Here is a 25,545-nt window from a genome sequence, read left to right on the forward strand (position 1 = left end):
CAGTCTCTTTACAGACAGGTTTCCTGTCAATGCTCTAGTGTGAACTCATGCCCGACACTCAGGCAACCAAGGCGTCGCCGTCGCTCCTCTACATGGTGAAACAGGTGGAGCTCGTCGTGCGCTCCCACCTGGACGAGCTGGTCAAGCCGTCCGGCATCACGGCGCTGCAGTACACCGCGCTCACCGTTCTGGAACGGCACGACGGACTGTCGGCCGCGCAGCTGGCCCGGGACTCGTTCGTCACCGCCCAGTCGATCGCCGATCTCGTACGGTCCCTGGAGAGCCGCGGGCTGGTCCGCCGGGAGCGCAATCCCCGCAACCGTCGCGAGCTGCTGATCCTGCTGACCGACGCGGCCCGCGAGCTGCTCGCGGAGTACGAGGGGCCGGTGCGGGAGCTGGAGGAACGGATGGTGCGGGACCTCACGGCGCACCAGACCCAGCAGTTCCGACAGGCGCTCACCAAGGCCTGGCACGCCCTGTCGTAAGACGACCGTCGCAATTCGAAGACATATGTCAATCGAACATGCTCAAATTCACTCCACCGAGGGTAACTTGCAGGACGGGGAACGGGTTCGGGCCCGGTGACGCGCGGGAGGGGATGTCGTCGTGCAGCAGGAACCCGCACCGCTGACCCGGCACCTGCGCGTCCACCAGGACCGGGGACACACGGTGCTGGAGTTCCGCGGCGAGATCGACATCGCCGCGGCCGTGGAGATCATCCCGTACCTGGACCGGGTGACCGGGCGGCCCGACGTCCGCCTGGTGATCGACCTCAGCGGTGTGGAGTTCTTCGACTGCTCCGGATTACGTCTGCTCCACCGCGCCCGCGCCCGGGTGCTCGACAACGGCGGCCGGCTGCTCCTGGTCTGCACGCACCCGCTCACCCTGCGGGTCCTGCGCGTCACCGGACTGTCCCGGCTGCTGCCCCCGATGCCGACGGTGGACGCGGCCCTGAGCCGGCCCGAGGCCACGTCCGGCTCCCTCTGACCGCCGTCCTGAGGAGCGCCGTCCTGAGGAGCGCCGTCCTGAGGAGCGCCGTCCCGGCTATTCGGTTCGCGGCGCGTCGAACAGGGCGCTGACGGACTCACCGTTGTGAATACGGCGCACGGCCTCGGCGAGCGCCGGGGCGACGGTCAGGACCCGCAGCTTGTCCGTGCGCTCCTCCTCGGCCACCGGCACCGTGTTGGTGCACACGATCTCCAGTACGTCGGGCTGCTCGCCGATCCGCTTCAGCGCGCGGTCCGCGAACAGGCCGTGGGTGCAGGCGACCCTGATCGACCGCGGTCCCAGCTCCCTCAGACGGTCCAGGAGCTCCAGGACGGTGCTGCCCTTGGCGATCTCGTCGTCCAGCACGATGACGTCCCGTCCGGCGACCTCGCCGATGACGGAGTTGATGCTGACCCGGTCGTCCGCGAACCGCTGTTTGGCGCCGGCGGCCACCTGGGCACCGAGCATCCTCGCGAACGCGGCGGCCTCCTTGGCGTTGCCGAGGTCCGGCGAGACGACGGTGGTCTGTGTGAGGTCGTACTGCCGGAAGTGCGCGGCCAGTTCGCGCAGCGCGTGCAGGTGGTCGACCGGGACCGAGAAGAAGCCGTGGACCTGCGGCGAGTGCAGCGTCATGGCCAGGACGCGGCTCGCGCCGGCCGCCACCATCAGGTCGGCGACCAGCCGGCCGCCGAGGGAGATGCGGGGTGCGTCCTTCTTGTCGGAGCGGGCGTACGAGTAGTGCGGCATGACCACGGTGATCCGGCTCGCGGACGCCCCGCGCGCCGCGTCGCACATCAGCAGCAGCTCCACCAGGTGCTCCTGGACCGGCTTGACCAGCGGCTGGATGAGGAAGACGTCCCGCTCCCGGCAGTTGGCCTGGAGCTGCACCTCCAGACAGTCGTTGGCGAACCGGCTGACCCGGGTGGGACTGAGCGGCACGCCCAGATGTGCACAGACCTCCTCGGCCAGCTCGGGGTGGGCGCTCCCGCTGAACACGGCGATGTCTCGCACAATCCGCTCCTCGCATGATCATTCCGGCTGCCGGGGCTCATGCTACGGGCCCCGCGAAAACCGGTTGCGGACCGTCCACGGGGGCGGGCCATGATGTCCACGTCCGTGTTCTCTCACGTCAGGATCCCTCGCATGCGCCGACTCCTCGAAACCCTCCGGTACTCCCACTGGACGACGGCTTTCGAGGACACGACCCCGCATGCACACCCTGAACATCGGAATTCTGGCCCACGTCGACGCCGGTAAGACCAGCCTCACCGAGCGGCTGCTGTTCGACCACGGAGCGATCGACCGGCTCGGCAGCGTCGACGCCGGTGACACCCGCACCGACGACGGGTCGATCGAGCGGCAGCGCGGCATCACCATCCGCTCGGCCGTCGCCGCCTTCACGGTCGGCGACACCCAGATCAACCTCATCGACACCCCGGGGCACTCCGACTTCATCGCCGAGGTCGAGCGCGCTCTGGAGGTCCTGGACGGTGCGGTGCTGCTGCTGTCCGCCGTGGAGGGCGTGCAGGCGCAGACGCGGGTGCTGATGAGGACACTGCGGCGGCTGCGGCTGCCCACGCTCGTCTTCGTCAACAAGATCGACCGGGCGGGCGCCCGGTCCGAGACTCTGCTCGCCGACATCCGGCGCAGGCTGACCCCGCACGTCGCGCCGCTCACGGGCGTGACGGACATCGGCACCGACCGGGCCCGTGCGACCCCCCTGCCGCCGGACGACCGACGGCTGGCCGAGGCCCTCGCCGAGGTCGACCCGGACGTCCTGGCGGCGGTGGTGGACGGTCCGGAGCCCACCGCGGACGACCTGGGCACGGCCCTGGCCGCGCGCACCGCCGACGGCTCCTTCCACCCCGTCTTCTTCGGCTCCGCCCTCGGCGGCCAGGGAGTCGCCGATCTGGTCGAGGGCGTGGTCCGGCTGATCCCGCCGGCACTCACCGCGGAGGGCTCCGGCCCGCGCGGCACGGTGTTCGCGGTACGGCCGGGGCCCGGCGGCGAGCGGACGGCGTATCTGCGCCTGTACGACGGTGAGGTGACCCGGCGTCAGCGCCTGACGTTCCTGCGGCGCGAGGCCGACGGCCGGACCACCGAGGTCACCGGACGGGTCACGGGGCTGGAGGTCGTCGGCCGGCCCGAACCGCTCACCGCCGGGAACATCGCGGCGCTCACCGGTGTGTCCGGCATCCGCGTGGGCGACCGCCTCGGCGCGCTCCCGGACCGGGCCCCGCAGTTCGCGCCGCCGACGCTTCAGACCCTGGTCCGGGCCCGGCACCCCGAGCAGGCCGCGCCGCTGCGCTCCGCCCTGCTGGCCCTCGCCGACCAGGACCCGCTGATGCACGCCCGCCCCGCGGCCTCCGGCGCCACCGCTCTGCTGTTGTACGGCGAGGTCCAGATGGAGGTGCTGGCGGCCACCCTCGCCCAGGACTTCGGGATCGAGGCCGACTTCGAGCCGGGCCGCGTCCGCTTCCTGGAGCGGCCGGCCGGGACGGGTGAGGCCTGGGACGAGATGCCGTGGCACGACCGCACCCGCTACTGGGCGACGATCGGGCTGCGGGTGGAGGCGGGACCGCGCGGCTCCGGCGCAGTGTTCACGTACGAGACGGAACTCGGCGCGCTCCCCCGCGCCTTCCACCAGGCCATCGAGGAGACGGCCCACGCGACGCTGACGACCGGGCTGGACGGGGCGCCCGTCACGGACTACCGGGTCACGTTGATCCGGTCGGGTTTCTGCGCGCCGATCAGCACCGCCGCCGACTTCCGCGGGCTCACGCCGATCGTGCTGCGCCGCGCCCTGGAGCGGGCGGGGACGCGGCTGTACGAGCCGTACCACGCCTTCGAGGCGGAGGTACCGCTCGACGCGCTGGCCCCGGTGACGGCCCAACTTGCCTCCGTGGGCGCCGAGTTCACGGGGACCACGGGCGGGGCGACGGCATGGCTGATCACGGGCGAGCTGCCGGCCCGGCGGGTGCGCGAGATCGAGCTGCGGCTGCCCGGGCTGACGCACGGGGAAGGGGTGTGGTGGTCACGGGCCTCGGACGACCGTGAACTCAAGCCGCACTGACCTGCGTTGGGTCCCCTACCAGGACACCGGCAGCCGTCGCGGACTGCGGGTCATCTGCCCCTCGCGCCATTCGATGGTCTCGGGAGTGAACTCGGCACGCAGGCCGGGGAATCTGACGGCGAGACTGTGCAGGGCAAGGCCCAGTTCCAGACGGGCGAGCCAGGCGCCGAGGCAGTGGTGGGGGCCGGCGCCGAAGACCACGGTGGGCGAGGCCGGCGGCGTGAACAGGTCGGGCGGGCCGGGCGGGAAGACGTCGGGGTCGCGGTTGGCAGAGTTGATCTGGACCGCGACCACACCGCCCGCCGGGATGGTCACGCCGCCGATCTCGACGTCCTCGACGGCCCGGCGGATCAGTCCGGGCAGCACCCTGCCCTCGCTCAGCGGGACCGTCCGCAGCAACTGCTCGACCGCGGTCGCCGCCGCCTCCTCGTCCTCGGCGAGCCCCGGCCAGGCCGCCCGCCCGTCGGTGAGGAGGTGGACGACGATGTTGCCGAGGGCGGTCATGGTGGTCTCGTGTCCGGCCACGACCAGGCCCAAGGTCAGCATCACCAGCTGCCGTTCGTCGACACCGAGGTCGTCCCCCGCCGCCACCAGCCCGCTCACGAGGTCCTCGCCGGGGTCCTTGCGCCGTTCGGCGACCAGGTCGGCGGCGAAGATCCCGAACTCTCGCATGGCCAGGCCGACTTCCTCGGCGGTGTGCGCGCCGCCGGACAGGGCGTGGTCGGCCCAGTGCCGGATGCGTTCCCAGTCCGCGTGGTCGAGTCCCATCAGACGGGAGATGACCGAGACGGGCAGCGGGCGGGTGAACCCCTCGACGATGTCGGCCGGTCGGGGCCGCTGCCCGAACTCGTCGAGGAGGGTCTCCACCACCGACGCCACCCAGGGCCGCCAGCGGGCGATCGCCCGGGGCGTGAACGCGCGCTGCACCGTGCCGCGCAGCCGCTGATGCGCGGGGCCGTCCTGGTTGAGGAGGCCGTCCGGGGCGTCCAGCAGATTCGGTACGACGAGCAGGGGCGGGGCGTCCTGCGCCTTCAGGGACCGCCGGTCGAACCGGGGGTCCATCAGCACCTGCCGCACCTCGGCGTACCGGGTCACGAGCCAGACCGGCGTGCCGGTGGCGAGGGCGGCGAGCCGGGGTGGTCCGGGCTCGGGGAAGGTCATGTGGTGCATGGGGCACAGGGGCCGGGAAGTGCTGTCTGCGCTCATCCGGGTCTCCAGAAGCGCCGGTACGGACAGCTGTCCACGCTAGTGCGCCCTCCCTGCCTCCGTCAGCGGCACCAATCAGCCAACGGGACGGTCTGGCAAGGCCTTTGGAGGGCATGCGCATCAGTAGGAAGGAGGGCCGTCGCCATGACGACTCCCATCAGGCGCATGTCCAAGGGCATGCCCGGCTGGGCGAAGGTGGTGAGCGCCGTCGTATTGGTGCTCGTCGTGTTCTTCGCCGGCATCCGGCTGAGCGTGCTGCCCGGCCTCAAGGACCTGTTCGGTACGCAGACGCACGACCGTTCCGGTCCGGCACTGCTCGAGTCCATCCAGGACATCAGCCGTTACGACGCCGCCTCCGGCAACTTCCAGGTCGTCGTGGACCTGGAGAAGGACGCCAAGTTCCTGCCCGACGCGATCCGCGGCTCCCGCACCCTGTACGTCGGGGCGGGCACCGTCGACGCCTTCGTCGACCTCGGCAAGGTCGGCGAGAGGGACGTGACGGTCAACGACGACCGCACGTCCGCCACGCTCCGGCTGCCGCACGCCGCACTGGGCAAGCCGGCCCTCGACACCGACCGCTCCTACGCCGTCTCCAAGCAGCGCGGCCTTTTCGACCGCCTCGGTGACCTCTTCTCGGACAACCCCAACAGCGAGCAGGCCGTGCAGAAGCTCGCCGTCCGGCACATCAGCGACGCGGCGAAGGAGAGCGAGCTGACCGAGCGGGCCGAGACCAACACCACGAACATGCTCCAAGGGCTGTTGCGTTCCCTCGGCTTCAAGGAGGTGAAGGTCAGCTACGCCGGCTGATCAGGTGCCGAGGACACCCGGCAGGGCAAGGGCGCCGAGCACCGCGCTCCCGACCAGTACCCAGGCCACGTAGTCCCCGACGTGGCCGGACTGCAGGCGCCTGAGGGGCAGCGCCCACTGCGGTGGGGCGAGCAGCTTCGGGCGGGTGACGGCCACGGCCGCGAGGCCCACGGCCAGCGCGGTCGAGGCCAGGCCCAGCAGGATGCCGACGGGGGTCCAGTGCACGGGGGCGACCTCCCCCACTCTCGGCTTCGCTCGAGCGGGGGGACCCCCATCCCCGCCGGACCCGGCTTCGTTCACGGCGTGCGCCACGACGTCGGCGAAGCCGGGTGCCGGCCCGACGGCGAGCGCCCCGGCGAGCAGCACCGCGGGGACCGCCGTCATGGTGTCCGGGATCCGGCCCAGCCGGTGCCGCGGGCGCGGCGGTGGGCGGCGGTGGGCGGAGACCTGGGGCCGGTACGGCCGGCGCATAGGCTCGGGCTGCGAGTTCCGTACGGTTCGCGAATGGCGCCCGGTGTGCGGGGGGCGTTCCGTACCCTGTACCGGGACCGGACGCCGTACCGGGACCGGACGCCGTACCGGGACCGGACGCCGTACCGGGACCGGACGCCGGCACAGGGGCTCAACGGGCCGGTGGGGGCCGGGCGTTACGTCGAAAGCGTGTATGCGGCCGGCTGACCGGAGGAACGAGAAGGGGCGTACGCAGGTGGTGGACTCCATGGACCCGGTGGAATCGGTGGCTCCGGTGGCCCCGGCGAGATCGTCGGACGCCTGGCAGCGTGCCCGGCGTGTCCTGGAAGAGGCGCGCGTGGACCCCGGCCGCCTCGCTCGCGTCCGCCCGCTGTCCGGCGGCACGTACAACGCCGTCGAGGAGCTCCTCCTCACCGACGGCAGCCGCTACGTGCTGAAGGTCGCGCCCGCACCGACCGCCCCCGCCCTGCGGTACGAGAGCCGACTCCTGCTCTCCGAGGCCGAGTTCTACCGCGGGGCCGCCGAGGCGGGTGTCCCGGCGCCGCACGTGGTCGATGTCGGCGAGGAAGCCGCCGTAGGACACATGCTGATGACGGCGTGCCCGGGCGAGACCTGGGACGATTCGCCCACGGAGGTCGAACAGGCGGATCTGCGGGCGGAGTTGGGACGCCAGGTCGCCCGCCTTCACCGGGTGACCGGGCCCGGCTTCGGCTACCCGTCCGGTGCCCTCGGCCCGCTGGCCCCCGACTGGTGTACCGCTTTCACCGCGATGACCGACGCGATCCTCGCCGACGCCCGCCGGTACCGGGCCTGGCTGCCCCGTCCCGCCGACGAGGTGGCCCGTACGCTCCGGATCGCCTTCCCCGCCCTGGACGAGGTCACCACCGCGTGTCTGGTCCACTTCGACCTGTGGCCGGGGAACATCCTGGTGGACCGGCCGGCGGCGGGGGAGGAGCCCCGTATCGGCGGGCTCATCGACGGGGAGCGGATGTTCTGGGGCGATCCGCTCGCCGACTTCGTGTCCTTGGCACTGTTGGGGGACATCGAGAAGGACGAGGCATTCCTCGCGGGCTATCGGGAGGCCGGTGGTCGGGCCGAGTTCGACGCCCCGGCCAGGCTCCGCCTCGCCCTCTACCGCGCCTACCTGTACTTGATCATGCTCACGGAGACGGTTCCGCGGGCGGTCGATGCCGGACAGGAGCAGTGGGTCCAGGAGAGGGTCGCTCCGGAACTCGTCGCGGCCCTCGACGAGATCGAGGACTCCGCCTGCTGACCCGCTCCCGCCCGGAGGCACGGGTGCACGGACGTGCGGCCGTGCGCCCGTGTGGAAGCGGGCACCGCACCGACGTTTCGCTGGTGATCGCGGAGGTACTCGCGTGTCGCCCGACCGAAGCGAAGGGAGTTCGTCGTGGTCGACCACCGTCACGAAGCACCCGGTGACCCCGTTCCTCGGGACCTGCCGGACCAGCAGGCAGACGCGGGCGAGGACCCCTGGGAGGTCACTTCCGACCGAGGGGAGGGGGACAGCGGCGACGCCGAGGAACCCGAAGAGACCACCGAGTCCACCACCGACGTCCCCGACACCGACGAGGCGGGCACCGGCAGGCAGGGAGCGCCGCACTCGGGCTCCGTGCACCCCGAGAACCCGGTACCGGACGAGTCCTCCGCTTGACCTCTGTGCGATGACCTGTGGGTGACTTCCGTCAGCCGACCTTGCGGCCCTTCATCGGTTCCGTCCTCGTCCCCGCGCCCTGCTGCACGCCCTGCAGGAACTCCTCCAGCACCTCGGTCGCCGTGTGCTCCGGGCGCCAGCCGAGTTCCGTACGCGCGCGCGTGCAGTCCATCAGGGGCAGCCTGAGGACCGCGTCGAAGAGGTGCGGCGAGGCGGGCAGCAGGTGCAGGCCCCACGCGGCGGCGATCGCCGAGCGGGCCGCGGTGCGCGGCAGCCGTACCGGACGGGCGTCGAGCATCTCGCCGAGCAGTTCCGCGTCGACCGGCGGTTCGCCCGCCAGGTTGAAGGCGCCGCGGACGTCGGAGTGCACCGCGAGCCGGTACGCCTTCGCCGCGTCGTCGGTGTGCAGCGCCTGGACGCGCAGGCCCGGGATGTCGGGCAGGAACGGCAGCAGCTCCGGCCGTGCCAGCGGGCCCGGCAGGAAACGGCCGCCGAAGATCCGGCGCTGCTCGCTCGCCGACTCCCGCTTGAAGAGGAACGCCGGCCGCATCCGCACCACCCGGACCCCTGGGTGCTCGCGCTCGAAGGTGTCCAGGGCGCGCTCCAGGTAGGCCTTCTCCCGGCAGTACGCGGCGTCCGGCCAGCCGTGCGTCGGCCACGACTCGTCCACGGCCTGCTCCTTCGGCCCCGGCGAGTACGCGCCGACGGACGACGCGTGCACCAGCGCCGGCACGCCGGCCGCGGCAACCGCGTCGAACACCCGCATCGTGCCGAGCACGTTGGTGCGCCAGGTCGCCGCCGGGTCGTGCGTCGGCTGGAACGCCCAGGCCAGATGGACCACGGCGTCGGCGCCCTCGAACTCCTTGACGAGGTCGGCCTGGTCGGACGCCAGATCGATCCCCGACCAGTCCGTCTTCGCAGGCGCCCACTCGGGGATCCGCCGGGCCATGCCCAGCACGGACCCCACCTCCGGGTCCTCGGAGAGGAGGCGCACCAGGCTGGTGCCGACGTTGCCGGTGGCGCCCGTGACGACAATCCTGCTGCCCGTTGAAGTGGTCACCTTCGACTCCTTACGGCCGCTCGGTCGACGGGGGAGTGCCCCGAGTACCCCGGCCGGAGGCGATGCACGCGGCCTATGAGTGTCTTCGTCGAGGGGTACCGCCCGCCGGTCCTCCAGCGCCGTTACTTCGAGAGTTCCGCGGACGCACTGCGTGCCGAGCACCCGGACTGGTCCCCCGACCGGCTCCGCTCCGCGGCCGGCCGGTACGTCTCCCCGCCCGAGATCGCCCCGCACACCGCGGGAGCCGCCGCGGACCTGACGCTCGTCGACACCGCCGGCCGCGAACTCGACCTCGGCACCCCCATGAACGCCACCCCGGAACAGAGCGACGTCGCCTGCTACACGGCGGCCGTGGGCATCACCGACGAGGCATGGGCCCACCGCGCCGTCCTGGGCGAAACCCTGAGCGCGGCGGGCCTCGTGAACTACCCCACCGAGTGGTGGCACTGGTCGTACGGCGACCGTTACTGGGCCCTGGCCACCGGCGCGCCCGCCGCGCTCTACGGACCCCGCGCGATCGACGCCTCCTGCTGAAGGCCTCCCAGAGGCCGCCCGACGCCTTCCAGACGCCGCCCGACGCCTTCCAGACGCCGCCGGACGCCTCCTGGACGCCGCCGGACGCCTCCTGGACGCCGCCGGACGCCTCCTGGACGCCGCCGGACGACTCCTAGGCGAACGCGTTCACGCCCGTCCGCTCCGCCGACAGGTCCCACAGGCGGGCCGCCTGGCCGGGGTCCACGGCGTGGTCCTTGACGCCCTTGCGTTCGCCGTCGGCCGGGGCGGGCTCGGCGATGTCGCAGTCCTCCAGGTACACCCCGCCCAGGCCGGCCAGCTGGGGCGACGTCGCCGCCCAGACCTGGGTGGCCGCGCCCTGCTCGGGCGTCTTCATGCCCTCGACGTCCAGCGGGTTGCCGTCCTCGTCGATCCAGCCCCTCGCCATCATCTCCTCCTTCGGCAGGTGCCGCTGGAGCGGCGTGAGGATGCCGCCGGGGTGGAGTGAGAAGGCCCGTACGCCCCGGTCCCGGGCGAGCCGGTCGAGCTGCACGGCGAACAGGACGTTCGCCGTCTTCGCCTGCCCGTACGCCTCCCACTTGTCGTAGCCGCGGCGCCAGTCGATGTCGTCCCAGCGGATGCCGGAGAAGTGGTGGCCGCTCGAGGACACGGAGACCACGCGGGAGCCGCCGGGCTCGATCGCCGGCCACAGGCGGTTGACGAGAGCGAAGTGCCCGAGGTGGTTCGTCGCGAACTGTGCCTCCCAGCCGGGTCCGACCCGCGTCTCGGGGCAGGCCATGATCCCGGCGTTGTCGATGACGAAGTCGAGCGTGCGGCCAGAGGCGAGGAACCGCTCGGCGAAGGCGCGCACGCTGTCCAGGTCACCGAGGTCCAGCTCGTCCACCTCGACGCCGCCGAGGCCGGCCAGTGCCTCCCGCGCGGCGCCGGGGCGGCGGGCGGGCACGACGACTCTGGCGCCGGCCTTGGTGAGCGCGCGGGTGGTCTCCAGGCCGAGGCCCGAGTAGCCGCCGGTGACGAGGGCGAGCCGTCCGGTCAGGTCGATGCCGGCCAGGACGTCGTCGGCGGTGCTCCGGGCGTCGAAGCCCGAGCCGATTTTGTGCTGTGCGGTGTTCATGCCCGGAACGTTAGGAATTGGAGCGCTCTCGAAGTCAAGCCGCCGGGCCGCCCTGTCCGATGGACAACACGGCCCCCCTGTCCCATGGCGACCGGGCGGCCCCCCGGTGGACATGAGGAAGCCCCGACCGGACGGGGGAATCACGGTCGGGGCGGTCTGGTGTGTGGGCACGGATGGCGGTCGCCTCTCGGCGAAAGGCTCCACAGGGCTTCAGCCGAACGATCGTCCCTGTGGGCGAATGGTGAGGCCCGGGGACACTGTCCCATCCGCACCCACGGCTTGTTCAACGGACAACCACCCCTGGCTGTTCCGCAGTTCGCCGTGTGGCGCGGTGATGTGTGTCACCGCCGCCACGCCCTCGGAACGGCCTCGCTCCACAGGTTCTCCGCCTGCAGCAGCAGGGTCCCCAGGACGGCCGTCCGGTCGGGCCCCTGTACGGCCTCCTCCCGCAGCCCGTCCTGCAACCGCTCGTGCAGCTCCCGCATCGCCTCCTCGGCCCGCTCGCCCGGCGGCGTGCCGTCCCCGCCGTCCAGCAGACGGCGGCTCTCCGCGTGGCAGGCGTCCCCGATCCACTCCAGCAGCCGGGCGTACGAGCCCAGTGCCTGGCCGTCGGGCGGGGACGGCGTCCGGTCGGCGTCGGCCGCCACCGCCAGGGTCCGGGTCAGCGCGCCGATGTGTCCGGTGATACGGCTCCACCGCTCGTCCTCCTCCTCGGAGGGGACGTCCGTAGGAACCCGGCGGACGGCACGCAGTGGGCCGGTGGTCAGCCGCAGGCTCTCCCGGCTCCACCCGCGCGCCGACCGCAGCGCGTCCCGACGCCGCTCCAGCCGCGCCGAGGCACTCGACCATCCGGCGGCGGACTGCGCGTCCCACTCGGCCTCCCGCAGGTCGTCGGCGACGCCGTGCAGCACGTCCCCCGCCTCCCCGGCGAGGGCCGCGAGGTTCTCCCGTACGTCCCGCAGATGGATCGGCGGCAGGATCAGCGCGTTGACGGCGACCCCGATGACAGCGCCCAGCGCCGCCTGCGAGACACGGTGCCCGACCGCCGACGCCGAGACGGTGCCCGAGGTGAGGGTGAACAGCGCGGTGGTCGCCGCGTAGATGCCCTGGTCGCCGAAGCGCGGCCAGTTCGCGAGCAGCATCAGCACCGGTACCGACAGGGCCAGCGCGTCCAGCGTGTCACCGGTCAGCACCTGCGCCGCCGACGCCAGCAGTGTCCCGGCGCAGATCGCGGCGAACTGCTGCGCGGCCTGGCGCAGCGAGCTGTAGACGGTGGCCTGCACGAGCACCACGGCGACCCAGGGCGCCATCAGGGCCAACGGGTCGCCCAGCCATTCGCTCGCCACGACCCAGGCCAGCAGCGCGGCCGCCGCGGCCTTGAGCGACTGCACGACCAGATCGCGCTCACGGCCGGGACCGCGCAGGGCCGCCCTGGCGGCCCTGCCGACGTATTCGGCTTCCCTTCGTACGGCATCGGTCACACGGGTCATCGGCTGCGGGTATCCGCGCCGCCCGCCGCCTCACTCGGCGCCGTCGCGGGCGGGGCGGTCGATCGCGGACCTCACGCCAAGGGGCTCTCAGCCAGGGACGCCAGCAGGTGCGCGGGATCGTCGTAGATCGCCTCCGCTCCCGCTTCCTCCAGGTCGGCGCGGGGGATGCCGCCGCACAGGACGCCCACGCAACGCACCCCGGCCCGGCTGCCCGCGCGCATGTCCCAGACGGTGTCGCCGACGAACACCGCGTGCTCGGCGGGCACCCCGGCCAGTTCCAGGGCGTGTTCGACGGGCTCGGGCGCGGGCTTGCCCGCGTCGACGTCGTCGGCGCTCGCCGTGGCGGTGATCGCGTCGTCCGCGTCGATCGCCCGGCGCAGCGCGGACAGCTCGGCGCCGCCCGCCGAGGTGGCGAGCACCACCGACCAGCCGTCGCGGTCGAGGCGCCGCAGCAGCGGCCCGGCGTCCTCGAGGGCGGGCAGCCGGTCGAAGTACTGCCCGTAGAGCGTCTTGTGCGCGGCGCTCAGCTCGGCGTCGCGGTCCGTGTCCCGGTCGTCGCCGAGGAGGTGGGCGACGAGGTCGGTGGAGCCGAGGCCCACGGCCCGGTGGATGGCGTGCATCGGCACCTGGTGGCCCGCCTGCCGGAAGGCCTCCCACCACGTGGCCACATGGAGGTGGTTGGTGTCGACGAGCGTCCCGTCGACGTCGAACACGGCGGCCCGTCCCATGCGCCCGTCCCTTCGTCTCGTACCTCCCGATCACCACGTCGGGGATGCAGGGTCGAGTACCACCTCAGCCGCTCGCCACCCGTTCCGGAACGCGTCCCTCCCGGGTCCAGGCCAGCAGTTCCTCCACGGACCAGGTGGTGACCACGCGCTCCGCGGGCACCCCGCACTCCTCCGCCCGGGCGCACCCGTGGATCTGCCAGTCCAGCTGGCCGGGCGCGTGCGCGTCGGTGTCGATCGAGAACAGCACGCCCGCCTCCACAGCGCGCCGCAGCAGCCGACGGGGCGGATCGAGCCGCTCGGGCCGGCTGTTGATCTCCACGGCCGTGCCCGACTCGACGCACGCGGCGAACACCTCGTCCGCGTCGAACTCCGACTCGGGCCGCCCCCGCCCGCTCACCAGCCGCCCGGTGCAGTGCCCCAGCACGTCCGCGTGCGGATCGCGTACGGCGGCCACCATGCGCCGGGTCATCGAGCGGGCGTCCATGCGCAGCTTGGAGTGCACGGACACCACCACGACGTCCAACCGGTCCAGCAGTTCCGGTTCCTGGTCGAGCGAGCCGTCGTCGAGGATGTCGCACTCGATGCCGGTCAACAGCCGGAACGGCGCCCACGTCTCGTTCAGTTCCGCCACGATGTCCAGCTGTCTGCGCAGTCGCTCGGGCGACAGGCCGCGTGCCACGGTCAGCCGGGGCGAGTGGTCGGTCAGCGCCGCCCACTCGTGGCCGAGCTCCGCCGCCGTGCGGCCCATCTCCTCGATCGGGCTGCCGCCGTCCGACCAGTCCGAGTGCACATGGCAGTCCCCGCGCAGCAGGGCCCGCAGCCGCGCGCCGCCCCCGGCCGGCGGCGCGTCGGTCTTGTCCTCCAGCTTCTCCAGGTACCCGGGCACATAGCCGTCCAGCACCTCCCGCACGACCAGCGCCGTCTTCGGGCCGACACCCCGGAGGGACTCCAGCGTCCCGGCGTACGTCCGCTCGCGCACCTCGTCCTCGGGCAGGGCCGCCAGCACCCGGGCCGCCGTACGGAAGGCGCGCACGCGGTACGTCGGCGCGCGGGACCGCTCCAGCAGGAAGGCGATCCGGTCCAGGGTCTCGACGGGGTCCATCGCCACCTCCACCTCCAGAGTTGCCCAACGGCACGGCGGCCGCACCGCGGGCGGCCGGTTTGTCGGGTACGCGGCCGGGTACTGCGATGCCTCATCACCTCGCAACGCGTCCACGAGGAGGCCTGCCATGTCCGCCCCCACCGCACCGCGCAGCAAGGTGGCCGTGATCACCGGTGCCGACTCCGGCATTGGCAGGGCCACCGCCGTTCGGCTGGCCCGGGCGGGGATGGACATCGGCATCACCTGGCACAGCGACCTCAAGGGCGCCGAGGAGACCGCGGAGGAAGTCCGCGCCCACGGGCAGCGGGCCGCCGTGGCGCAGATGGACCTCACCAGGCTGCCCGTCGCCGCCGGCACCGTCGACGAGCTGTGCGACCGGCTCGGCCGCCTCGATGTCCTGGTCAACAACGCCGGTACGGGCACCATGACGCCCTTCCTCGACCTGGAACTGGACGATGTGCGCGAGGTCATCGAGGTCGACCTCGTCGGCCCCTTCCTGTGCGGGCAGAAGGCGGCCCGGCACATGATCCGGCAGGGCGACGGGGGCCGGATCATCAACGTGACGTCCGTGCACGAACACCAGCCGCGGGTCGGAGCCGCGCCGTACTGCGCGGCCAAGGGCGGGCTCGGACTGCTCACCCAGGTCATGGCCCTGGAGCTCGCCGAGCACGGCATCACCGTCAACGCGGTGGCGCCCGGCGAGATCGCGACGCCGATGACCGGACAGGAGGACATCGACCCGCACACCGAGGACCGCCCCGGCGTGCCGCTCGGACGCCCCGGTGACGCCCGCGAGGTGGCGGCCGTGATCGCCTTCCTCGCCGGCCCCGACGCCACGTACGTCACCGGCGCGTCCTGGAGCGTGGACGGCGGCATGCTCCGGATGGGCCCGCAGGCCGGCTCCCACCTGGGCAGCGACGACTGGCGGCGGCCTTGACCCCACGACCTAGGGGCCTGTCCGGCGGATCATGCCGCAGACGCGGGGTCGCAGTGACACTAGCCGCTACGCGGCGGGCGCCCATCTGCCGCGTTGTCGTCGGTCGCCGACTCCCCCACTCTCGGCTTCGCTCGAGCGGGGGGACCCCCATCGCGTCGCCCGCCGCGGCAGCGGCTGATGTCACAGCCTCCTCCGCCTTGCAGATGGACGCACCAGACCCCGCTCACCGGCGATGATGGGGTGCCGCCGATGTCCTGCGACCTGATCCGCCGGACAGGCCCTCGACCCCGTGACCTGGGCGGGTGACGCACGCCTCTCCCTCCGGCGGGATGCGCTTTACGCTCTATCCATGACCGAAATCGCGAGCCCGCACATGACGTATCCGCGGATCCTGGTGCTCGGGGTACAGCCGGGCACGCCGCCCTTCCGGATCGTGGAGATCGACGGTCAGGTGGTCGGTGAGGCGACGGCCGTCACCGACGTCCTGGAGGCCGCCGCCGCGTTCGGCATCACTGTCCACGACCTGGACGACCCGGATGTGGTCCGCTGGGTGGGCGGCGACAAGTTCACCTGGACCCGGCACTGACCGACCGCTCGGCCGGCCGCCGGTGGGCAGCAAGCGCCCTCCTCGTTCACCGCCACCGACCTCAGCTGTGCACCGCCCGGCTCAGCCGCCGCCCCAGCAGCAGATAGCCCACCAGGGCCCCGGTCGTGTTGAGGATGACGTCGTCGATGTCGAAGGCCCGGCCGGTGACCAGCGCGCCCTGGGCGAACTCCACCAGGAGCATCACGAACGCGGTCAGCAGGAGCACGCGCAGGATCCCGCGGGCACGCGGGGCGAGGACCGGCACCAGGATGCCGAAGGGGACGCCCAGCAGCAGGTTTCCGCCGATCTGCTTGACGGCGTCCCGCAGTGCGGGCTGGTCCAGGTAGGCCCGCAACGAGCGTCCCGGGCGCATGTTGGTGTGCGTCAGTGCCTCCGAGGCGGGGGAGGGCTGCAGGGTCAGCCGGGCCAGCACGACGGCGAACGCCACCATGACCGCGAAGGCGCACAGCATCACCAGCAGGCGGAGGAGAAAGGGAAGAGGGCGTCGTCCGGTCGTCCCGCCCGACTTGGTGGGCTTGCCGGTCTTGGGCTTGCCGGTCCTGGCCTTGCCGGTCCTGGACTTGTCGCTCTTGGGCTTGCCGGACATGGGGTTGCGCAGGCGTGACGAGACACGCGGACGTGCGGCTGCACGGGCCATGCGGTCCTCCAGTCTTCAACTTCCCTGCGTAACAAGGTGATTACCCGCGAACCGCCCGAGAATGCGGCCGCGCCGCCCCCGGTCCGTATGACGCCCCCGGTTTCCCTCCGTGCTGTGGGGGCACTCCGGCTGAGACCCGCGCGCGCCGCCACCGCCCGCACCCGGAGCGGTGTTTGGATGGCGCGGAACGCGCGCAACGGACATTTCTCCGCAAAGGCGCATGAGTGCAGGGCGCAGGGACGGCCGTGCAGGCTCCGAGGAGGTGGCGCTTGACTCCCCGTACGACGCTCCTCGCCGGGGCCGAGCTCACGGCCTGGTGGGCCGGGCTCGCGGTGCTGTGGCTGGTGCTGATCAGCGCCGTGGACGCACTGGAACTCGCCGTCGGCGCGGGCGTCGCCGCCATGGGGGCCCTCGCGGCCCGGGCCGCCCGACGGGCGGTGGCCGGACGGTGAACGGCTGGATGCTCGCGGCCACCGTGACGCTCGGCGGCGGCGTGGGAGCCACGCTGTGGGGCGTCGCCACCGGACCACTGCGGCGCCGGGTCGTCGCGCAGAACCTCACCACCGCACTGGCCTGCCCCGCCCTGCTGCTGCTCTCCCAGGGCTACGACCGCCCGTCCTACGTCGATCTCGCCCTGGTCCTCGCACTGCTGGGCCCGGTCGGCACGCTCGTCTTCGCCCGGCTGCTCGCCGACGAGCTGACCGAGGACCCGCCACGCACCTGGGGCGTGACGTACGCGGCCGCGGGCGTCGGCGCGGCGGTCGTCCTGGCGCTGTGCGTGGCCACCGGGCCCGGCCGGGCGATGGTCAAACTCCTGGTCGTCGGGGCGCTGCTGATCGGCGGGAACGTCGTCGCCTCGCGGGCGCTGTCCGGCGGCTTCCGGGGGGTCGGCCGTGGCTGACGCGGTGATCGTCGTCGCGCTGCTGCTGGTCGCCGTGTCCGCGACCACGGCGGTGACGGTCCGCGATCCGGTGCGCCAGGCCCTCGTCCTGGCCGTCCTCGGTGTGGTGCTCGCGGTGCTGTTCACCGTGGTGCAGGCGCCCGACGTGGCGCTGTCGCAGCTGGCGGTGGGTTCCGCGCTCACCCCGTTGTTGCTGCTGCTCACGGTCCGCAAGGTCAAACGGCGCGGCCGGAAGCCGAAGGAGGGACGCCGCCGGTGAGCCGGCGCGTGCGGCTGTGGCTCGTGGCGGTGGGCGGCGCGGGGCTGGCCGCCCTGCTCGTCGCCGCGTGCCTGGACCTGCCGGACTTCGGCGGCGACCAGCACCCCTACGGCGACCGTGCCGTGCGCGAGTCCCTCGCCCGGCACACCGCCAACACCGTCGCCTCCGTCAACTTCGACCAGCGTGCCTTCGACACCCTCGGCGAGATGACCATCCTGTTCTCCGCGGTCCTGGGCTGTGTGGTCCTGCTGCGGCAGACCCGCGGCGAAGAGCGCGCCCGGCCCGAACCGGAGCCGGTGGCCCGCCCCGTACGCCGCTACGCCCTGATCGTCCTGCCCGTCGCCCTGCTCACCGGCCTGTACGTGATCGCCCATGGGCAGCTCAGCCCCGGCGGCGGCTTCCAGGGCGGCGTCGTCGCCGCGACCGCCCTGCACCTGCTCTACCTGGGTGCCGACTACCGCGCCCTGGAACGCATCCGCCCGATCGGCCTGTACGAGGTCGGTGACGCCGTCGCCGCCTCCGCTTACCTGGTCACCGGCGTCGCGGGGCTCATCGGCGGCAGCGCCTTCCTCGCCAACACCCTGCTGTCGTACGGCACGTTCAACACGTTGTCCTCCGGCGGCACCGTGCCGCTGCTGAACGCGGCCATCGGCATGGAGGTCGCCTGCGCGGTCGTCGTGCTGCTCGCCCGTTTCCTCGACCAGGCCGTGGAGATCGAGGACTCCAAGGAGGTGAGAGCGCCGTGACGCACGTCCTTCCGTACCTGGTCGCCGTGTGGGTCTTCCTGGCCGGCTGCTACGGCCTGGCCACCAGCCGCAACCTGATCCACGCCGTCGGCTGCCTGTCCGTCTGCCAGGCCGGCACCTACGTCCTGCTGCTGGCCGTCGGCTACCGCGACGACGCCACCGCGCCCGTCTTCTCCGACGTCGAGCCCGGCTCCCGGCCGGTCGTCGACCCGGTGGTGCAGGCGCTGGCGCTGACCGATGTCGTCGTCGGCGCCACCGTCACCGCGCTGCTGCTCGCGCTCGTCGTGCAGATCGCCAAACGCCACGGCACGGTCGATCCCGACGAACTCTCCGAGCTGCGCGGCTGATGACCGACCTGCTGCCGCTCCTCGTCGCCGGCCCGCTGCTCGGGGCCGCCCTGCTGGTGGCCTGCGGCCGCCGCGTGCCCCGGGTCGTCGCCGAGTCGGTCGGCTGCGCCGTCTCGGGCGGCACGGCCGGCCTCGCGCTCGTGCTGCTCCTGAACTCCTCGCCGCCCATGGTCGAGTGGGTCGGCGGCTGGGTGCCCGTGAACGGGCGGAGCGTCGGCATCGTCCTGGTCGGGGACGGCCCGGGCCTCGGCATGGCCGCGCTCGCCTCGCTGCTGACCCTGGCGGCCCTGGCGTACTCCTGGCACTACTTCGACGAACCACCGCGCGGTCACGCCGGTTCGTTCCCCGCGCTGGTGCTGCTCTTCCAGGCCGGCATGTGCGGCTTCGCCGTCGCGGGAGACCTGTTCAACGCCTTCGTGTGGTTCGAGCTGATGAGCGTCGTCGCGTACGCGCTGACCGGCCACCGGGTCGAGGAGGCCAAGGCCGTGCAGGGCGCGCTGACCTTCGCGGTCGTCAACTCCCTCGGCGCGTACGCGATGCTGATGGGCATCGCGCTCCTCTACGGCCGCACCGGCGAGCTGGCGATGACACAGATCGGGCGGGGGCTCGACGCGCACGGCGGGCCCGACGCGCTGGTCCTCGCAGCCTTCGTCCTCGTCCTGACCGGACTGCTGGTCAAGGCCGCCGCCGTGCCCTTCCACTTCTGGCTGCCGGACGCGCACGCCGTCGCGCCCACGCCCGTGTGCATGCTGCTGTCGGGCGTGATGGTCGAGCTCGGCGCGTACGGCGTGTGGCGCGTGTACGGCACCGTGTTCTCCGGGCCCGGTGGGGTTCCGGCACAGGACTTCGAACGGGCGCTGGTCGTACTGGGCGCGCTGACGGCGGCGGTCGGTGCCCTCATGTGCTGGTACCAGCGGCACATCAAGCGGCTGCTGGCGTACTCGACGGTCGCCCACATGGGGCTCTTTCTCGTCGGCATCGGCGTCCTGAAGCCCGAGGCCGACGACGGGATCGCTCTGTACATCCTGGGCCACGCCGGAGTGAAGGCGTCCCTGTTCGCCTGCGCCGGCATCCTCCTCGACCGGTACGGCAGCGTCGACGAACACGCCCTGCACGGGAGAGCCCGGGAACTGCGCGGTGTGGCCGTCCTGTTCGCCGCCGCGGCCCTCGGCCTCGCCGGGCTGCCGCCGTTCAGCACCGCACTCGGCAAGTCCGTCACGGAGGAGGCCGTGGGCGGCCCCCTCACCGTGCTCTACGTCGTGGCGACCGCCGTCACCGCCGGAGCGGTGCTGCGGGTCGCCGCGCGCGTGTTCCTCGGCCTCGGCCCCGCGCCCGAGGACGGCGACGCCTACGAGACGACCGGTTCCGGCGAACGGCCCGAGACTCGGCACCGGACGCGTCCCCGGAACAGGCGGTGCCCGCCCCTTCCGGGGCGCCGAAGCGGGCGAGGGTGTGCCACACCATCTTCAGGTCCTGGAGCGCGTGGCGGCCCGTGCGGGCGGCGTCGCCGATGATCCGCGGGTCGAGGCGGCCGTCCTGGGCGATGCGAGCACCCAGCTCCACGTACTCCCGCCCCCGGTAGTCCGCGTGGCGGCGCAGTCCGGCCACGGTGAGGTGGTAGCCGGGGTGCCACTCGACCGGGCAGGGCAGCAGGCGGGCCGCCGTCTCGACGGACGTGCCGCGGTAGCTCGCGTCGAGGACGAGCGCCTCCGCGTCCCGGGCGAGCACGACTCCGGCGTGGACCTGGGCCTCGATGTAATCGTTGAGGGCGTCCTGTTCGTCCCCCTCGGCCAGCGCGATCAGGGACATACCGGCCGTGACCCCGAAGTGGGCCGGTTCGGCCGCGCTGTCCGGGTAGCAGAACGTGGCACGGGCGAGTGCCGCGCCGGTCAGCCGGAAGTGGGAGGAGCCGAACCGGGGGGCCGCGCCGACCACTTGGCGGCGGAAGTTCAGCGCGCCGTACACGGGCCGGTCGTGCGCGGGCGCGTCGTCGTAGGCACCGCCGAAGATCCGGCTCTCCCAGCGCCAGCGGTCACCGCCGGGATGCGCGGTGAGGCCGCCGTTGCTGGTGCCCGTGACGAACTGCGAATGATAGGTGCCATCCTGGGCCAGCGCGGCGAGGATGGGCTGCCCGCGTACCAGCCGGTCCGGGTGGAAGTTCAGCGTGATGCGCACGTCGGCGGCGACGGCCGGCCCGTCGGAGCGGGCCGCGACATGGCGCAGCGCCGCTCGCGCCCGCGACGACCCGACCTCGCGGAAATCCACTGGCTCCCCCTCACTTTGCCTGCCTAACCTAGGCTCTTTCCTAGGGACCCTAGGTTTGTCCCCCCGATGCACAGGAGGCTCCCCATGAGATCACTCACCGAACAGGACATCCGCAACTCATTTGTCAACTGCTCGAAGGGCGAGGCCAAACGCCTGGCCGTGCCCCGGGACCTCGACGAACGCCCGTGGGGCGACCTGGACTTCCTCGGCTGGCGGGATCCAGGAGCACCCGACCGCAGCTATCTGGTGACCGAACGGGACGGGCGACTCACCGGCGTGACTCTGCGGTTCCCGTCCTCGCAGCGAGGCTTTATGCACCGCAGCATGTGTTCGCTGTGCCTGACCACCCACCCGGGTGGCGGCGTCTCACTGATGACGGCCCGCAAGGCGGGCGCGGCGGGCCGAGAGGGCAACTCGGTGGGCCTGTACATGTGCACCGACCTCGCCTGTTCCCTCTACGTCCGTGGCAGGAAGGTCCCCGAGACGGGAGCCCGATTCGAGGAGAGCCTCACCTTGGAGGAGCAGATCGCCCGGATGACGGGCAACCTGTCCGCCTTCCTGGACAAGCTCTACGTCTGACCTGGTCGGCACCTGGTTGGCATCTGGTCGGCTACTGGTCCCGTAGTCGCGCCGCCTCCACCCGGTGAAGGTGGATCAGGACGTCATGGCTGCGGGCGAGCGCGATGTCGTGCGGGCCGTCCGGATAGGCGGTGCCGATGCCGCGCGTCGGCCGGGCGCGGTGCAGCCACTCGCGGGCCGGTGATCCGGCTGAGCGCAGGTCGAGTATGTAGTCGCGGTGGCCCACTCGGTCGAGGGTCCGCTCGTTGCCGCCCGGGCCGGGCGGTCCCAGTGTCCAGCGACGGATGGCGGCGCCGTCCTGGCCGGTGGCGTGGAACGAGCCGTGGTGGAAGGTCAGGCCGACGCTCACATACCCCGCGCCGAGGCTGTCGCGCAGGAACGCACCCTGCACCTCGGGGTTTTCGGCGGGTTCCTCCGGCACATAGCCGACATGGTTGTTGTGCGCCGACAGCAGCACCTTGGTGCCGGTCTCCTGCTGCCACCGGACGACGTTGGCGGCCATCGTCCTGTCCCGGTAGCGCATGGCCTCGGCGACCTGCGTGGGATCCGCCACGTCGAACGCGTACTGGCGGGCGGTCTGGTCGATCGCCGTCGCGTTCCGCACGGCCCGGTCGTACGCCTCCCGGTCGGCCCCGGGGGCCTGGCTCCTGAGCAACTCCAGCGCCCGGCCCGTACGGTCGGCCATCTCCCGGCGCTCGGCGTACGGCTTGGTCAGGTACCGCTCGATGTACGTCCCTGTCGGCACGGTGGGCGGCAGGCCGCGGTAGAGCTCGGCGAGCCGGGCGCTCGACTCGGGATGCGTGGCGGCCACGTAGTCCGTGACCGCGTCGTATACCTCGGGCCCGGTCCAGGCGATGTCGTCGCCCATGAAGCGGACGGGGTCGTCGGGATGGCGGACGTTGTACGCCCGCATCCACTCCACGAGCCGCAGATAGTCGGTGTTGTTCCACCACAGGTAGTCGCGCTGGAACTCGTCGCGCATGATGCGGCGGGGGTCGCCCTCGCCGTGCACCACGTAGTCGTCGAGGCGCAGGCCGGTGCTCCAGGGGGCCTCCAGGGCGAAGGTGCGAAAGCCCTTCTCCTCGACGAGGTGGCGGAAGACGCGGTCCTTGAGGGCGAAGAAGTCGTGGGAGCCGTGGGTGGCCTCGCCCAGGCCGACGACGTCGGCGTCGCCGACCATCCGGTCCAGGGCGCGCAGGTCGCCGCTGTCGCCGTCCGGTTCGACGGTCCTGAGCGGGTGGGCCGCGCGGTCGAGGGCCTCGACGACGGCCGGGGTGGGTGAGGGGGTCGCCGCCGTGGCCGGGCCGGCGGCCACGGCGGTGGTACCGGGGGTGAGGAGCAGGGTCAGGAGTGCTCCGGTCCGTTGCCATGTCATGATCCAAGGCTTTCGTCCCGCAGCGGCGGGGGCCATCCGGCTGTCCGCAGAAAAGGGGTGCGGACAACCACGGGGCGAGGGCTGGGGTTTTCCTCAGGAACAGCCCGCCCCGCTCTCCTGCCGTACCGGAATGACCATCTACGCTTCCTTGCGGACAGTCGCGGACAGTCACGGTCCTCAATGAGTACCTTCGGTCCATCTGTGGAAGGGACAGCCCGAGGATGCGAGATGTACGTGAGGGGACGGCGTCCCTTGTGCGGTTCGTGAAGCGGCGCCGGGATCCCGTGGTGGTCCAAACGCTGCGGTCGGCGGCCGCGGCGACGATCGCGTACGTCATCGCGCTGCGTCTGAGTCCCGAGGCGGCGCCGCTGACCGCACCCCTGACCGCGCTGCTGGTCGTCCAGGTCACCTTGTTCGCCACGCTCACCAACGGCATCCGCCGGGTGAACGCCGTGGTGGCCGGCGTCCTGGTCGCCATCGCCTTCAGTCTCCTGGTCGGCCTGACCTGGTGGAGCCTCGGGCTGCTGATCGTGGCCTCGCTGGTGGTCGGGCATCTGGTGCGAGTCGACGAGTACGTGCCCGAGGTGGCGATCAGCGCGATGCTGGTCCTCGGAGTGACGACCCACGGGGACACGGCGTGGGCGCGGGTGCTGGAGACGCTGATCGGCGCGGTCGTCGGGCTCGGCTTCAATCTGCTCCTCGCGCCGCCGGTGTGGGTGGAGGAGGCCGGTGAGTCGCTGGAGGGACTGGCTCGGCGGCTGCGGCAGTTGATGCTGCGCATCGGCGAGGAGGCCGCCGGCCGCACGCCGGTCGAACAGGCCGCGGCCCGGCTGCACGAGGCGCGTCGGCTCGACCACGACATCGTCGAGGTGGACGCGGCGCTGAAGCAGGCCGAGGACAGTCTGCGGCTCAATCCCCGGGTGAGCGAGGGCCTGCTGCACCGGGTCGTGCTGCGTACCGGGCTGGACACGCTGGAGATCTGCACGGTGGTCCTGCGGGTACTCGCGCGTACGCTCACCGACCTCACGAAGGAGCGTGAGCCCGAGCCGCTGTTCGCGAAGGAGACGGGCGCGGCCGTGGAGCGGTTGCTGTCCGAGATCGCCGACGCGGTGGTCAGCTTCTCGGTGCTGGTCACCACACACGTCAGCCTCAACGCCGACGCGGCGGAGTCCCGGCTCGCCGCGGAGTTGCGCGCGGCGGTGGCCACCCGCGACAGGCTCGCCCCGCTGCTGCGGGAGGAGGCCGAGCGCGAGACCCGGAACTGGCATCTGCTCGGCGCCGTCCTGACCGAGGTGAACCGTATCCTCGACGAGCTCGATACCGAGCACCGCTCGCGTCGCCTGCTGGAGGAACTGGACCGCGCATCAGGGGAGCAGCGCGCGCGGATGCCGCGTCTGACCCGGCTGCGCGAACGTATGGGCGTTCAGGAGCGGCTGTGGCGGAACCGTACCGGGCTCGGCGGGCGTTCTTGGTGAGGGGATGCCGGGACAGGGCCGGCACCGGATGTGAGGGAGCGGGCCGATGACCGACACCACCGTGCGGATCGACGGGAACACACTGCGGCTGCCGGGCGGTGTGGCCGTACGGTTCGTCCGCACGCTGCGCCTGCCCGAGACGGGCACCCATCCGCTGCCACCGGGCCTCGGCGAGTTCCCCCTGCGCCGGGTCTCCGACTACCCGGACACGGTCCCCGAGCAGTGGCGGGCACGGGGCGGGGTGATGCTGCCGGTGTACCTGCGCGAGGCGATGTGGCTGAGCTTCGCGGGTACGACGGAGCCGGCCGCCCTCCAGGTCGGGGCGGGCAAGGTGTGCGCCGTCTCGGGCCTGCCGTGGAGCGGCCGGCTCTCCCGCGAGCCGCAGAACTACGTCGTCCTTCCGCGCCAGCCGTGGCTGGACGGCATCAACTCCGGCAAGGGGACGGTCCGCCAGTTCGTGGCGGTGCCGCTGGGGATGGGCGCGACCGTCGAGGGCCAGGTCACGGGCGAGGAGACCTGGGGCGGCGTACAGCTGCAGGCGTTCCGGCTGAACGACGGGGAGCTGGCCCGGTGGCGCGAGGAGGAGCGGCTGCGGGTGGAGCGGGAGAGGTCGATCACCCTGCCGCCTCCGGGGTACGGAGCCGCGATGCCCATGGCCGCCCCGGCCGGGGGCGCGGCCCCCTCGGGCCGGCCCCGTCAGGCGGCGGCCGCGATGGGCCTCGGCGTCGGCGGTTCGATGCGGCAGGAGGTCTACCGGGACGACCGGCCCCTGACGGACTGGTCCGAGCAGTCCGCCGGGCGCGTGTTCGTGCACCTGGTGACGCCTCCCGAGTGGCGCCGTATCACCGGCGAGGCTCCCCCGCCCTCGCTCGTGGACCGTGCCGCGTACACCCGCGCCGGGCTGCCCTGGTTCGACTACTACGACCAGGACGCCGAGGACCTCGCCCCCACGGACACCCTCGGGGGCGTCAAGCCGGTCGGCGAGTGGATCGGGGACGACCACGACCCCTGGGAGGCACCCTCGGCGCAGCAGGTGCAGCCGCTCAAGGACGCGCCGGGGAAGCCGGTCGAGGACGGTGACTGGTAGACATCCGGGTCCGTGTCTGTTGCGTGCTGCGCAACGCGGGGTGCCGTTGTTGCACCCCGCGGGTGATCCACGCCAAGGTGGCTGTCGCGACCGGGACGATGTGACGA

At 72.4% G+C, this 25,545-nt stretch carries 27 protein-coding genes and 3 pseudogenes; 19 read left to right on the forward strand and 11 right to left on the reverse strand.

The window, feature by feature from the left end:
- Positions 1-47 precede the first annotated feature (47 nt).
- Together Q4V64_RS03475 and Q4V64_RS03480 are read left to right on the forward strand one after the other, a co-directional pair.
- A complete protein-coding gene (locus Q4V64_RS03475) occupies positions 48-485 on the forward strand; it encodes a MarR family transcriptional regulator (RefSeq protein WP_124437109.1) in 438 nt (145 codons plus the stop codon).
- A 121-nt stretch (positions 486-606) separates the two neighbouring features.
- A complete protein-coding gene (locus Q4V64_RS03480; protein WP_124437110.1) occupies positions 607-987 on the forward strand; it encodes an anti-sigma factor antagonist in 381 nt (126 codons plus the stop codon).
- A gap of 57 nt (positions 988-1,044) precedes the next feature.
- Here the strand turns inward: Q4V64_RS03480 and Q4V64_RS03485 are convergent, their stop codons facing one another.
- Complete coding sequence (locus Q4V64_RS03485; protein WP_124437111.1) at positions 1,045-1,998, reverse strand: ribose-phosphate pyrophosphokinase; 954 nt, start codon at positions 1,996-1,998, stop codon at positions 1,045-1,047.
- A 199-nt stretch (positions 1,999-2,197) separates the two neighbouring features.
- Here Q4V64_RS03485 and otr(A) point away from each other — a divergent pair, with 199 nt between their 5' ends.
- A complete protein-coding gene (gene otr(A) / locus Q4V64_RS03490) occupies positions 2,198-4,060 on the forward strand; it encodes a tetracycline resistance ribosomal protection protein Otr(A) (protein WP_124437112.1) in 1,863 nt (620 codons plus the stop codon).
- A 15-nt stretch (positions 4,061-4,075) separates the two neighbouring features.
- Here the strand turns inward: otr(A) and Q4V64_RS03495 are convergent, their stop codons facing one another.
- Positions 4,076-5,266, reverse strand: a complete 1,191-nt coding sequence (locus Q4V64_RS03495) for a cytochrome P450 (protein ID WP_124437113.1) — start codon at positions 5,264-5,266, stop codon at positions 4,076-4,078.
- Between the two features lie 144 nt (positions 5,267-5,410).
- Between Q4V64_RS03495 and Q4V64_RS03500 the strand changes: the two genes are divergently transcribed.
- The gene (locus Q4V64_RS03500) at positions 5,411-6,073 is read left to right on the forward strand and encodes a DUF4230 domain-containing protein (protein WP_124437114.1); all 663 of its coding nucleotides are present in this window, start codon (positions 5,411-5,413) and stop codon (positions 6,071-6,073) included.
- Here Q4V64_RS03500 and Q4V64_RS03505 read toward each other — a convergent pair.
- Positions 6,074-6,487: pseudogene (locus tag Q4V64_RS03505) on the reverse strand (NADH-quinone oxidoreductase subunit D); the annotation flags it as partial. It lies immediately after the preceding gene.
- A 90-nt stretch (positions 6,488-6,577) separates the two neighbouring features.
- Between Q4V64_RS03505 and Q4V64_RS03510 the strand changes: the two are divergent.
- The 3 genes from Q4V64_RS03510 (at position 6,578) to Q4V64_RS03520 (ending at position 8,216) form a co-directional block, all read left to right on the forward strand.
- Positions 6,578-6,751 carry a hypothetical protein gene (locus Q4V64_RS03510; RefSeq protein ID WP_172628970.1) on the forward strand — a complete coding sequence of 58 codons (174 nt, stop codon included), beginning with the start codon at positions 6,578-6,580 and terminating at the stop codon, positions 6,749-6,751.
- Positions 6,752-6,791: 40 nt separating this feature from the next.
- The gene (locus Q4V64_RS03515) at positions 6,792-7,817 is read left to right on the forward strand and encodes an aminoglycoside phosphotransferase family protein (RefSeq protein ID WP_124437115.1); all 1,026 of its coding nucleotides are present in this window, start codon (positions 6,792-6,794) and stop codon (positions 7,815-7,817) included.
- 135 nt (positions 7,818-7,952) lie between these two features.
- Positions 7,953-8,216 (forward strand): hypothetical protein, encoded by a 264-nt coding sequence (locus Q4V64_RS03520; RefSeq protein ID WP_124437116.1) that lies wholly within the window; start codon positions 7,953-7,955, stop codon positions 8,214-8,216.
- A 31-nt stretch (positions 8,217-8,247) separates the two neighbouring features.
- Here the strand turns inward: Q4V64_RS03520 and Q4V64_RS03525 are convergent, their stop codons facing one another.
- Positions 8,248-9,276 (reverse strand): SDR family oxidoreductase, encoded by a 1,029-nt coding sequence (locus tag Q4V64_RS03525; protein ID WP_124437117.1) that lies wholly within the window; start codon positions 9,274-9,276, stop codon positions 8,248-8,250.
- Between the two features lie 81 nt (positions 9,277-9,357).
- On the opposite strand from Q4V64_RS03525, the pseudogene Q4V64_RS03530 reads away from it, so the two are divergent.
- A pseudogene (locus tag Q4V64_RS03530) lies at positions 9,358-9,810 on the forward strand (M15 family metallopeptidase); the annotation flags it as partial.
- A gap of 133 nt (positions 9,811-9,943) precedes the next feature.
- On the opposite strand, the gene Q4V64_RS03535 reads toward Q4V64_RS03530, so the two are convergent.
- From Q4V64_RS03535 to Q4V64_RS03550, 4 genes are all read right to left on the reverse strand, one after another.
- The gene (locus tag Q4V64_RS03535) at positions 9,944-10,903 is read right to left on the reverse strand and encodes an SDR family NAD(P)-dependent oxidoreductase (protein WP_124437119.1); all 960 of its coding nucleotides are present in this window, start codon (positions 10,901-10,903) and stop codon (positions 9,944-9,946) included.
- Between the two features lie 341 nt (positions 10,904-11,244).
- Positions 11,245-12,393, reverse strand: a complete 1,149-nt coding sequence (locus Q4V64_RS03540) for an aromatic acid exporter family protein (protein ID WP_124437120.1) — start codon at positions 12,391-12,393, stop codon at positions 11,245-11,247.
- A gap of 71 nt (positions 12,394-12,464) precedes the next feature.
- A complete protein-coding gene (locus Q4V64_RS03545; protein ID WP_124437121.1) occupies positions 12,465-13,121 on the reverse strand; it encodes an HAD family hydrolase in 657 nt (218 codons plus the stop codon).
- Positions 13,122-13,185: 64 nt separating this feature from the next.
- Positions 13,186-14,223, reverse strand: a complete 1,038-nt coding sequence (locus Q4V64_RS03550) for a PHP domain-containing protein (RefSeq protein WP_172628971.1) — start codon at positions 14,221-14,223, stop codon at positions 13,186-13,188.
- 127 nt (positions 14,224-14,350) lie between these two features.
- Between Q4V64_RS03550 and Q4V64_RS03555 the strand changes: the two genes are divergently transcribed.
- Positions 14,351-15,160: an SDR family oxidoreductase gene (locus Q4V64_RS03555; RefSeq protein WP_124437123.1), complete on the forward strand. Its 810-nt coding sequence runs from the start codon at positions 14,351-14,353 to the stop codon at positions 15,158-15,160.
- Between the two features lie 349 nt (positions 15,161-15,509).
- Positions 15,510-15,746 carry a hypothetical protein gene (locus Q4V64_RS03560; protein ID WP_124437124.1) on the forward strand — a complete coding sequence of 79 codons (237 nt, stop codon included), beginning with the start codon at positions 15,510-15,512 and terminating at the stop codon, positions 15,744-15,746.
- A gap of 61 nt (positions 15,747-15,807) precedes the next feature.
- On the opposite strand, the gene Q4V64_RS03565 is transcribed toward Q4V64_RS03560, so the two are convergent.
- Positions 15,808-16,404, reverse strand: coding sequence for a VanZ family protein (locus Q4V64_RS03565; protein ID WP_172628972.1), 597 nt, complete (start codon positions 16,402-16,404; stop codon positions 15,808-15,810).
- A 269-nt stretch (positions 16,405-16,673) separates the two neighbouring features.
- Between Q4V64_RS03565 and Q4V64_RS03570 the strand changes: the two genes are divergently transcribed.
- The 6 genes and pseudogenes from Q4V64_RS03570 to Q4V64_RS54725 all read left to right on the forward strand — a co-directional run.
- Positions 16,674-16,856, forward strand: a complete 183-nt coding sequence (locus Q4V64_RS03570) for a hypothetical protein (RefSeq protein WP_124437125.1) — start codon at positions 16,674-16,676, stop codon at positions 16,854-16,856.
- On the forward strand, positions 16,853-17,305 hold the full coding sequence (locus Q4V64_RS03575; RefSeq protein WP_124437126.1) for a monovalent cation/H+ antiporter complex subunit F: 453 nt from the start codon (positions 16,853-16,855) through the stop codon (positions 17,303-17,305). Before Q4V64_RS03570 ends, Q4V64_RS03575 begins: the two co-directional genes overlap by 4 nt.
- The gene (locus Q4V64_RS03580; protein ID WP_124437127.1) at positions 17,298-17,564 is read left to right on the forward strand and encodes a hydrogenase subunit MbhD domain-containing protein; all 267 of its coding nucleotides are present in this window, start codon (positions 17,298-17,300) and stop codon (positions 17,562-17,564) included. The genes Q4V64_RS03575 and Q4V64_RS03580 overlap by 8 nt, the downstream gene beginning before the upstream one ends.
- On the forward strand, positions 17,561-18,310 hold the full coding sequence (mbhE, locus tag Q4V64_RS03585) for a hydrogen gas-evolving membrane-bound hydrogenase subunit E (protein ID WP_124437128.1): 750 nt from the start codon (positions 17,561-17,563) through the stop codon (positions 18,308-18,310). The genes Q4V64_RS03580 and mbhE overlap by 4 nt, the downstream gene beginning before the upstream one ends.
- Positions 18,307-18,657, forward strand: a complete 351-nt coding sequence (locus Q4V64_RS03590; protein ID WP_124437129.1) for a cation:proton antiporter subunit C — start codon at positions 18,307-18,309, stop codon at positions 18,655-18,657. Before mbhE ends, Q4V64_RS03590 begins: the two co-directional genes overlap by 4 nt.
- 431 nt (positions 18,658-19,088) lie before the next feature.
- A pseudogene (locus tag Q4V64_RS54725) lies at positions 19,089-19,817 on the forward strand (complex I subunit 5 family protein); the annotation flags it as partial.
- A 112-nt stretch (positions 19,818-19,929) separates the two neighbouring features.
- On the opposite strand, the gene Q4V64_RS03600 reads toward Q4V64_RS54725, so the two are convergent.
- Complete coding sequence (locus tag Q4V64_RS03600) at positions 19,930-20,922, reverse strand: DUF3626 domain-containing protein (protein ID WP_124437130.1); 993 nt, start codon at positions 20,920-20,922, stop codon at positions 19,930-19,932.
- Between the two features lie 84 nt (positions 20,923-21,006).
- Between Q4V64_RS03600 and Q4V64_RS03605 the strand changes: the two genes are divergently transcribed.
- Positions 21,007-21,501, forward strand: coding sequence for an FBP domain-containing protein (locus Q4V64_RS03605; protein WP_124437131.1), 495 nt, complete (start codon positions 21,007-21,009; stop codon positions 21,499-21,501).
- A 31-nt stretch (positions 21,502-21,532) separates the two neighbouring features.
- Here the strand turns inward: Q4V64_RS03605 and Q4V64_RS03610 are convergent, their stop codons facing one another.
- Positions 21,533-22,876, reverse strand: a complete 1,344-nt coding sequence (locus tag Q4V64_RS03610) for an erythromycin esterase family protein (protein ID WP_253266666.1) — start codon at positions 22,874-22,876, stop codon at positions 21,533-21,535.
- Between the two features lie 221 nt (positions 22,877-23,097).
- Here Q4V64_RS03610 and Q4V64_RS03615 point away from each other — a divergent pair, with 221 nt between their 5' ends.
- Together Q4V64_RS03615 and Q4V64_RS03620 are read left to right on the forward strand one after the other, a co-directional pair.
- Complete coding sequence (locus Q4V64_RS03615) at positions 23,098-24,351, forward strand: aromatic acid exporter family protein (RefSeq protein ID WP_124437133.1); 1,254 nt, start codon at positions 23,098-23,100, stop codon at positions 24,349-24,351.
- Positions 24,352-24,397: 46 nt separating this feature from the next.
- Positions 24,398-25,438 (forward strand): hypothetical protein, encoded by a 1,041-nt coding sequence (locus Q4V64_RS03620; RefSeq protein ID WP_124437134.1) that lies wholly within the window; start codon positions 24,398-24,400, stop codon positions 25,436-25,438.
- Positions 25,439-25,545 lie beyond the last annotated feature (107 nt).

Source organism: Streptomyces sp. NL15-2K (assembly GCF_030551255.1).
Lineage (GTDB): Bacteria > Actinomycetota > Actinomycetes > Streptomycetales > Streptomycetaceae > Streptomyces.

What these genes read in the sequence shown, in the direction of transcription:
- Q4V64_RS03560 (WP_124437124.1), top strand. Translation starts at nt 15,510, where the DNA reads ATGACCGAAATCGCGAGCCCGCACATGACGTATCCGCGGATCCTGGTG.
- Q4V64_RS03550 (WP_172628971.1), bottom strand. Translation starts at nt 14,223, where the DNA reads ATGGACCCCGTCGAGACCCTGGACCGGATCGCCTTCCTGCTGGAGCGG.
- Q4V64_RS03475 (WP_124437109.1), top strand. Translation starts at nt 48, where the DNA reads ATGCCCGACACTCAGGCAACCAAGGCGTCGCCGTCGCTCCTCTACATG.
- Q4V64_RS03620 (WP_124437134.1), top strand. Translation starts at nt 24,398, where the DNA reads ATGACCGACACCACCGTGCGGATCGACGGGAACACACTGCGGCTGCCG.
- Q4V64_RS03565 (WP_172628972.1), bottom strand. Translation starts at nt 16,404, where the DNA reads ATGGCCCGTGCAGCCGCACGTCCGCGTGTCTCGTCACGCCTGCGCAAC.
- Q4V64_RS03495 (WP_124437113.1), bottom strand. Translation starts at nt 5,266, where the DNA reads ATGAGCGCAGACAGCACTTCCCGGCCCCTGTGCCCCATGCACCACATG.
- Q4V64_RS03605 (WP_124437131.1), top strand. Translation starts at nt 21,007, where the DNA reads ATGAGATCACTCACCGAACAGGACATCCGCAACTCATTTGTCAACTGC.
- Q4V64_RS03545 (WP_124437121.1), bottom strand. Translation starts at nt 13,121, where the DNA reads ATGGGACGGGCCGCCGTGTTCGACGTCGACGGGACGCTCGTCGACACC.
- Q4V64_RS03500 (WP_124437114.1), top strand. Translation starts at nt 5,411, where the DNA reads ATGACGACTCCCATCAGGCGCATGTCCAAGGGCATGCCCGGCTGGGCG.
- Q4V64_RS03540 (WP_124437120.1), bottom strand. Translation starts at nt 12,393, where the DNA reads ATGACCCGTGTGACCGATGCCGTACGAAGGGAAGCCGAATACGTCGGC.
- Q4V64_RS03510 (WP_172628970.1), top strand. Translation starts at nt 6,578, where the DNA reads ATGGCGCCCGGTGTGCGGGGGGCGTTCCGTACCCTGTACCGGGACCGG.
- Q4V64_RS03515 (WP_124437115.1), top strand. Translation starts at nt 6,792, where the DNA reads ATGGACCCGGTGGAATCGGTGGCTCCGGTGGCCCCGGCGAGATCGTCG.
- Q4V64_RS03610 (WP_253266666.1), bottom strand. Translation starts at nt 22,876, where the DNA reads ATGACATGGCAACGGACCGGAGCACTCCTGACCCTGCTCCTCACCCCC.
- Q4V64_RS03615 (WP_124437133.1), top strand. Translation starts at nt 23,098, where the DNA reads ATGCGAGATGTACGTGAGGGGACGGCGTCCCTTGTGCGGTTCGTGAAG.
- Q4V64_RS03535 (WP_124437119.1), bottom strand. Translation starts at nt 10,903, where the DNA reads ATGAACACCGCACAGCACAAAATCGGCTCGGGCTTCGACGCCCGGAGC.
- Q4V64_RS03555 (WP_124437123.1), top strand. Translation starts at nt 14,351, where the DNA reads ATGTCCGCCCCCACCGCACCGCGCAGCAAGGTGGCCGTGATCACCGGT.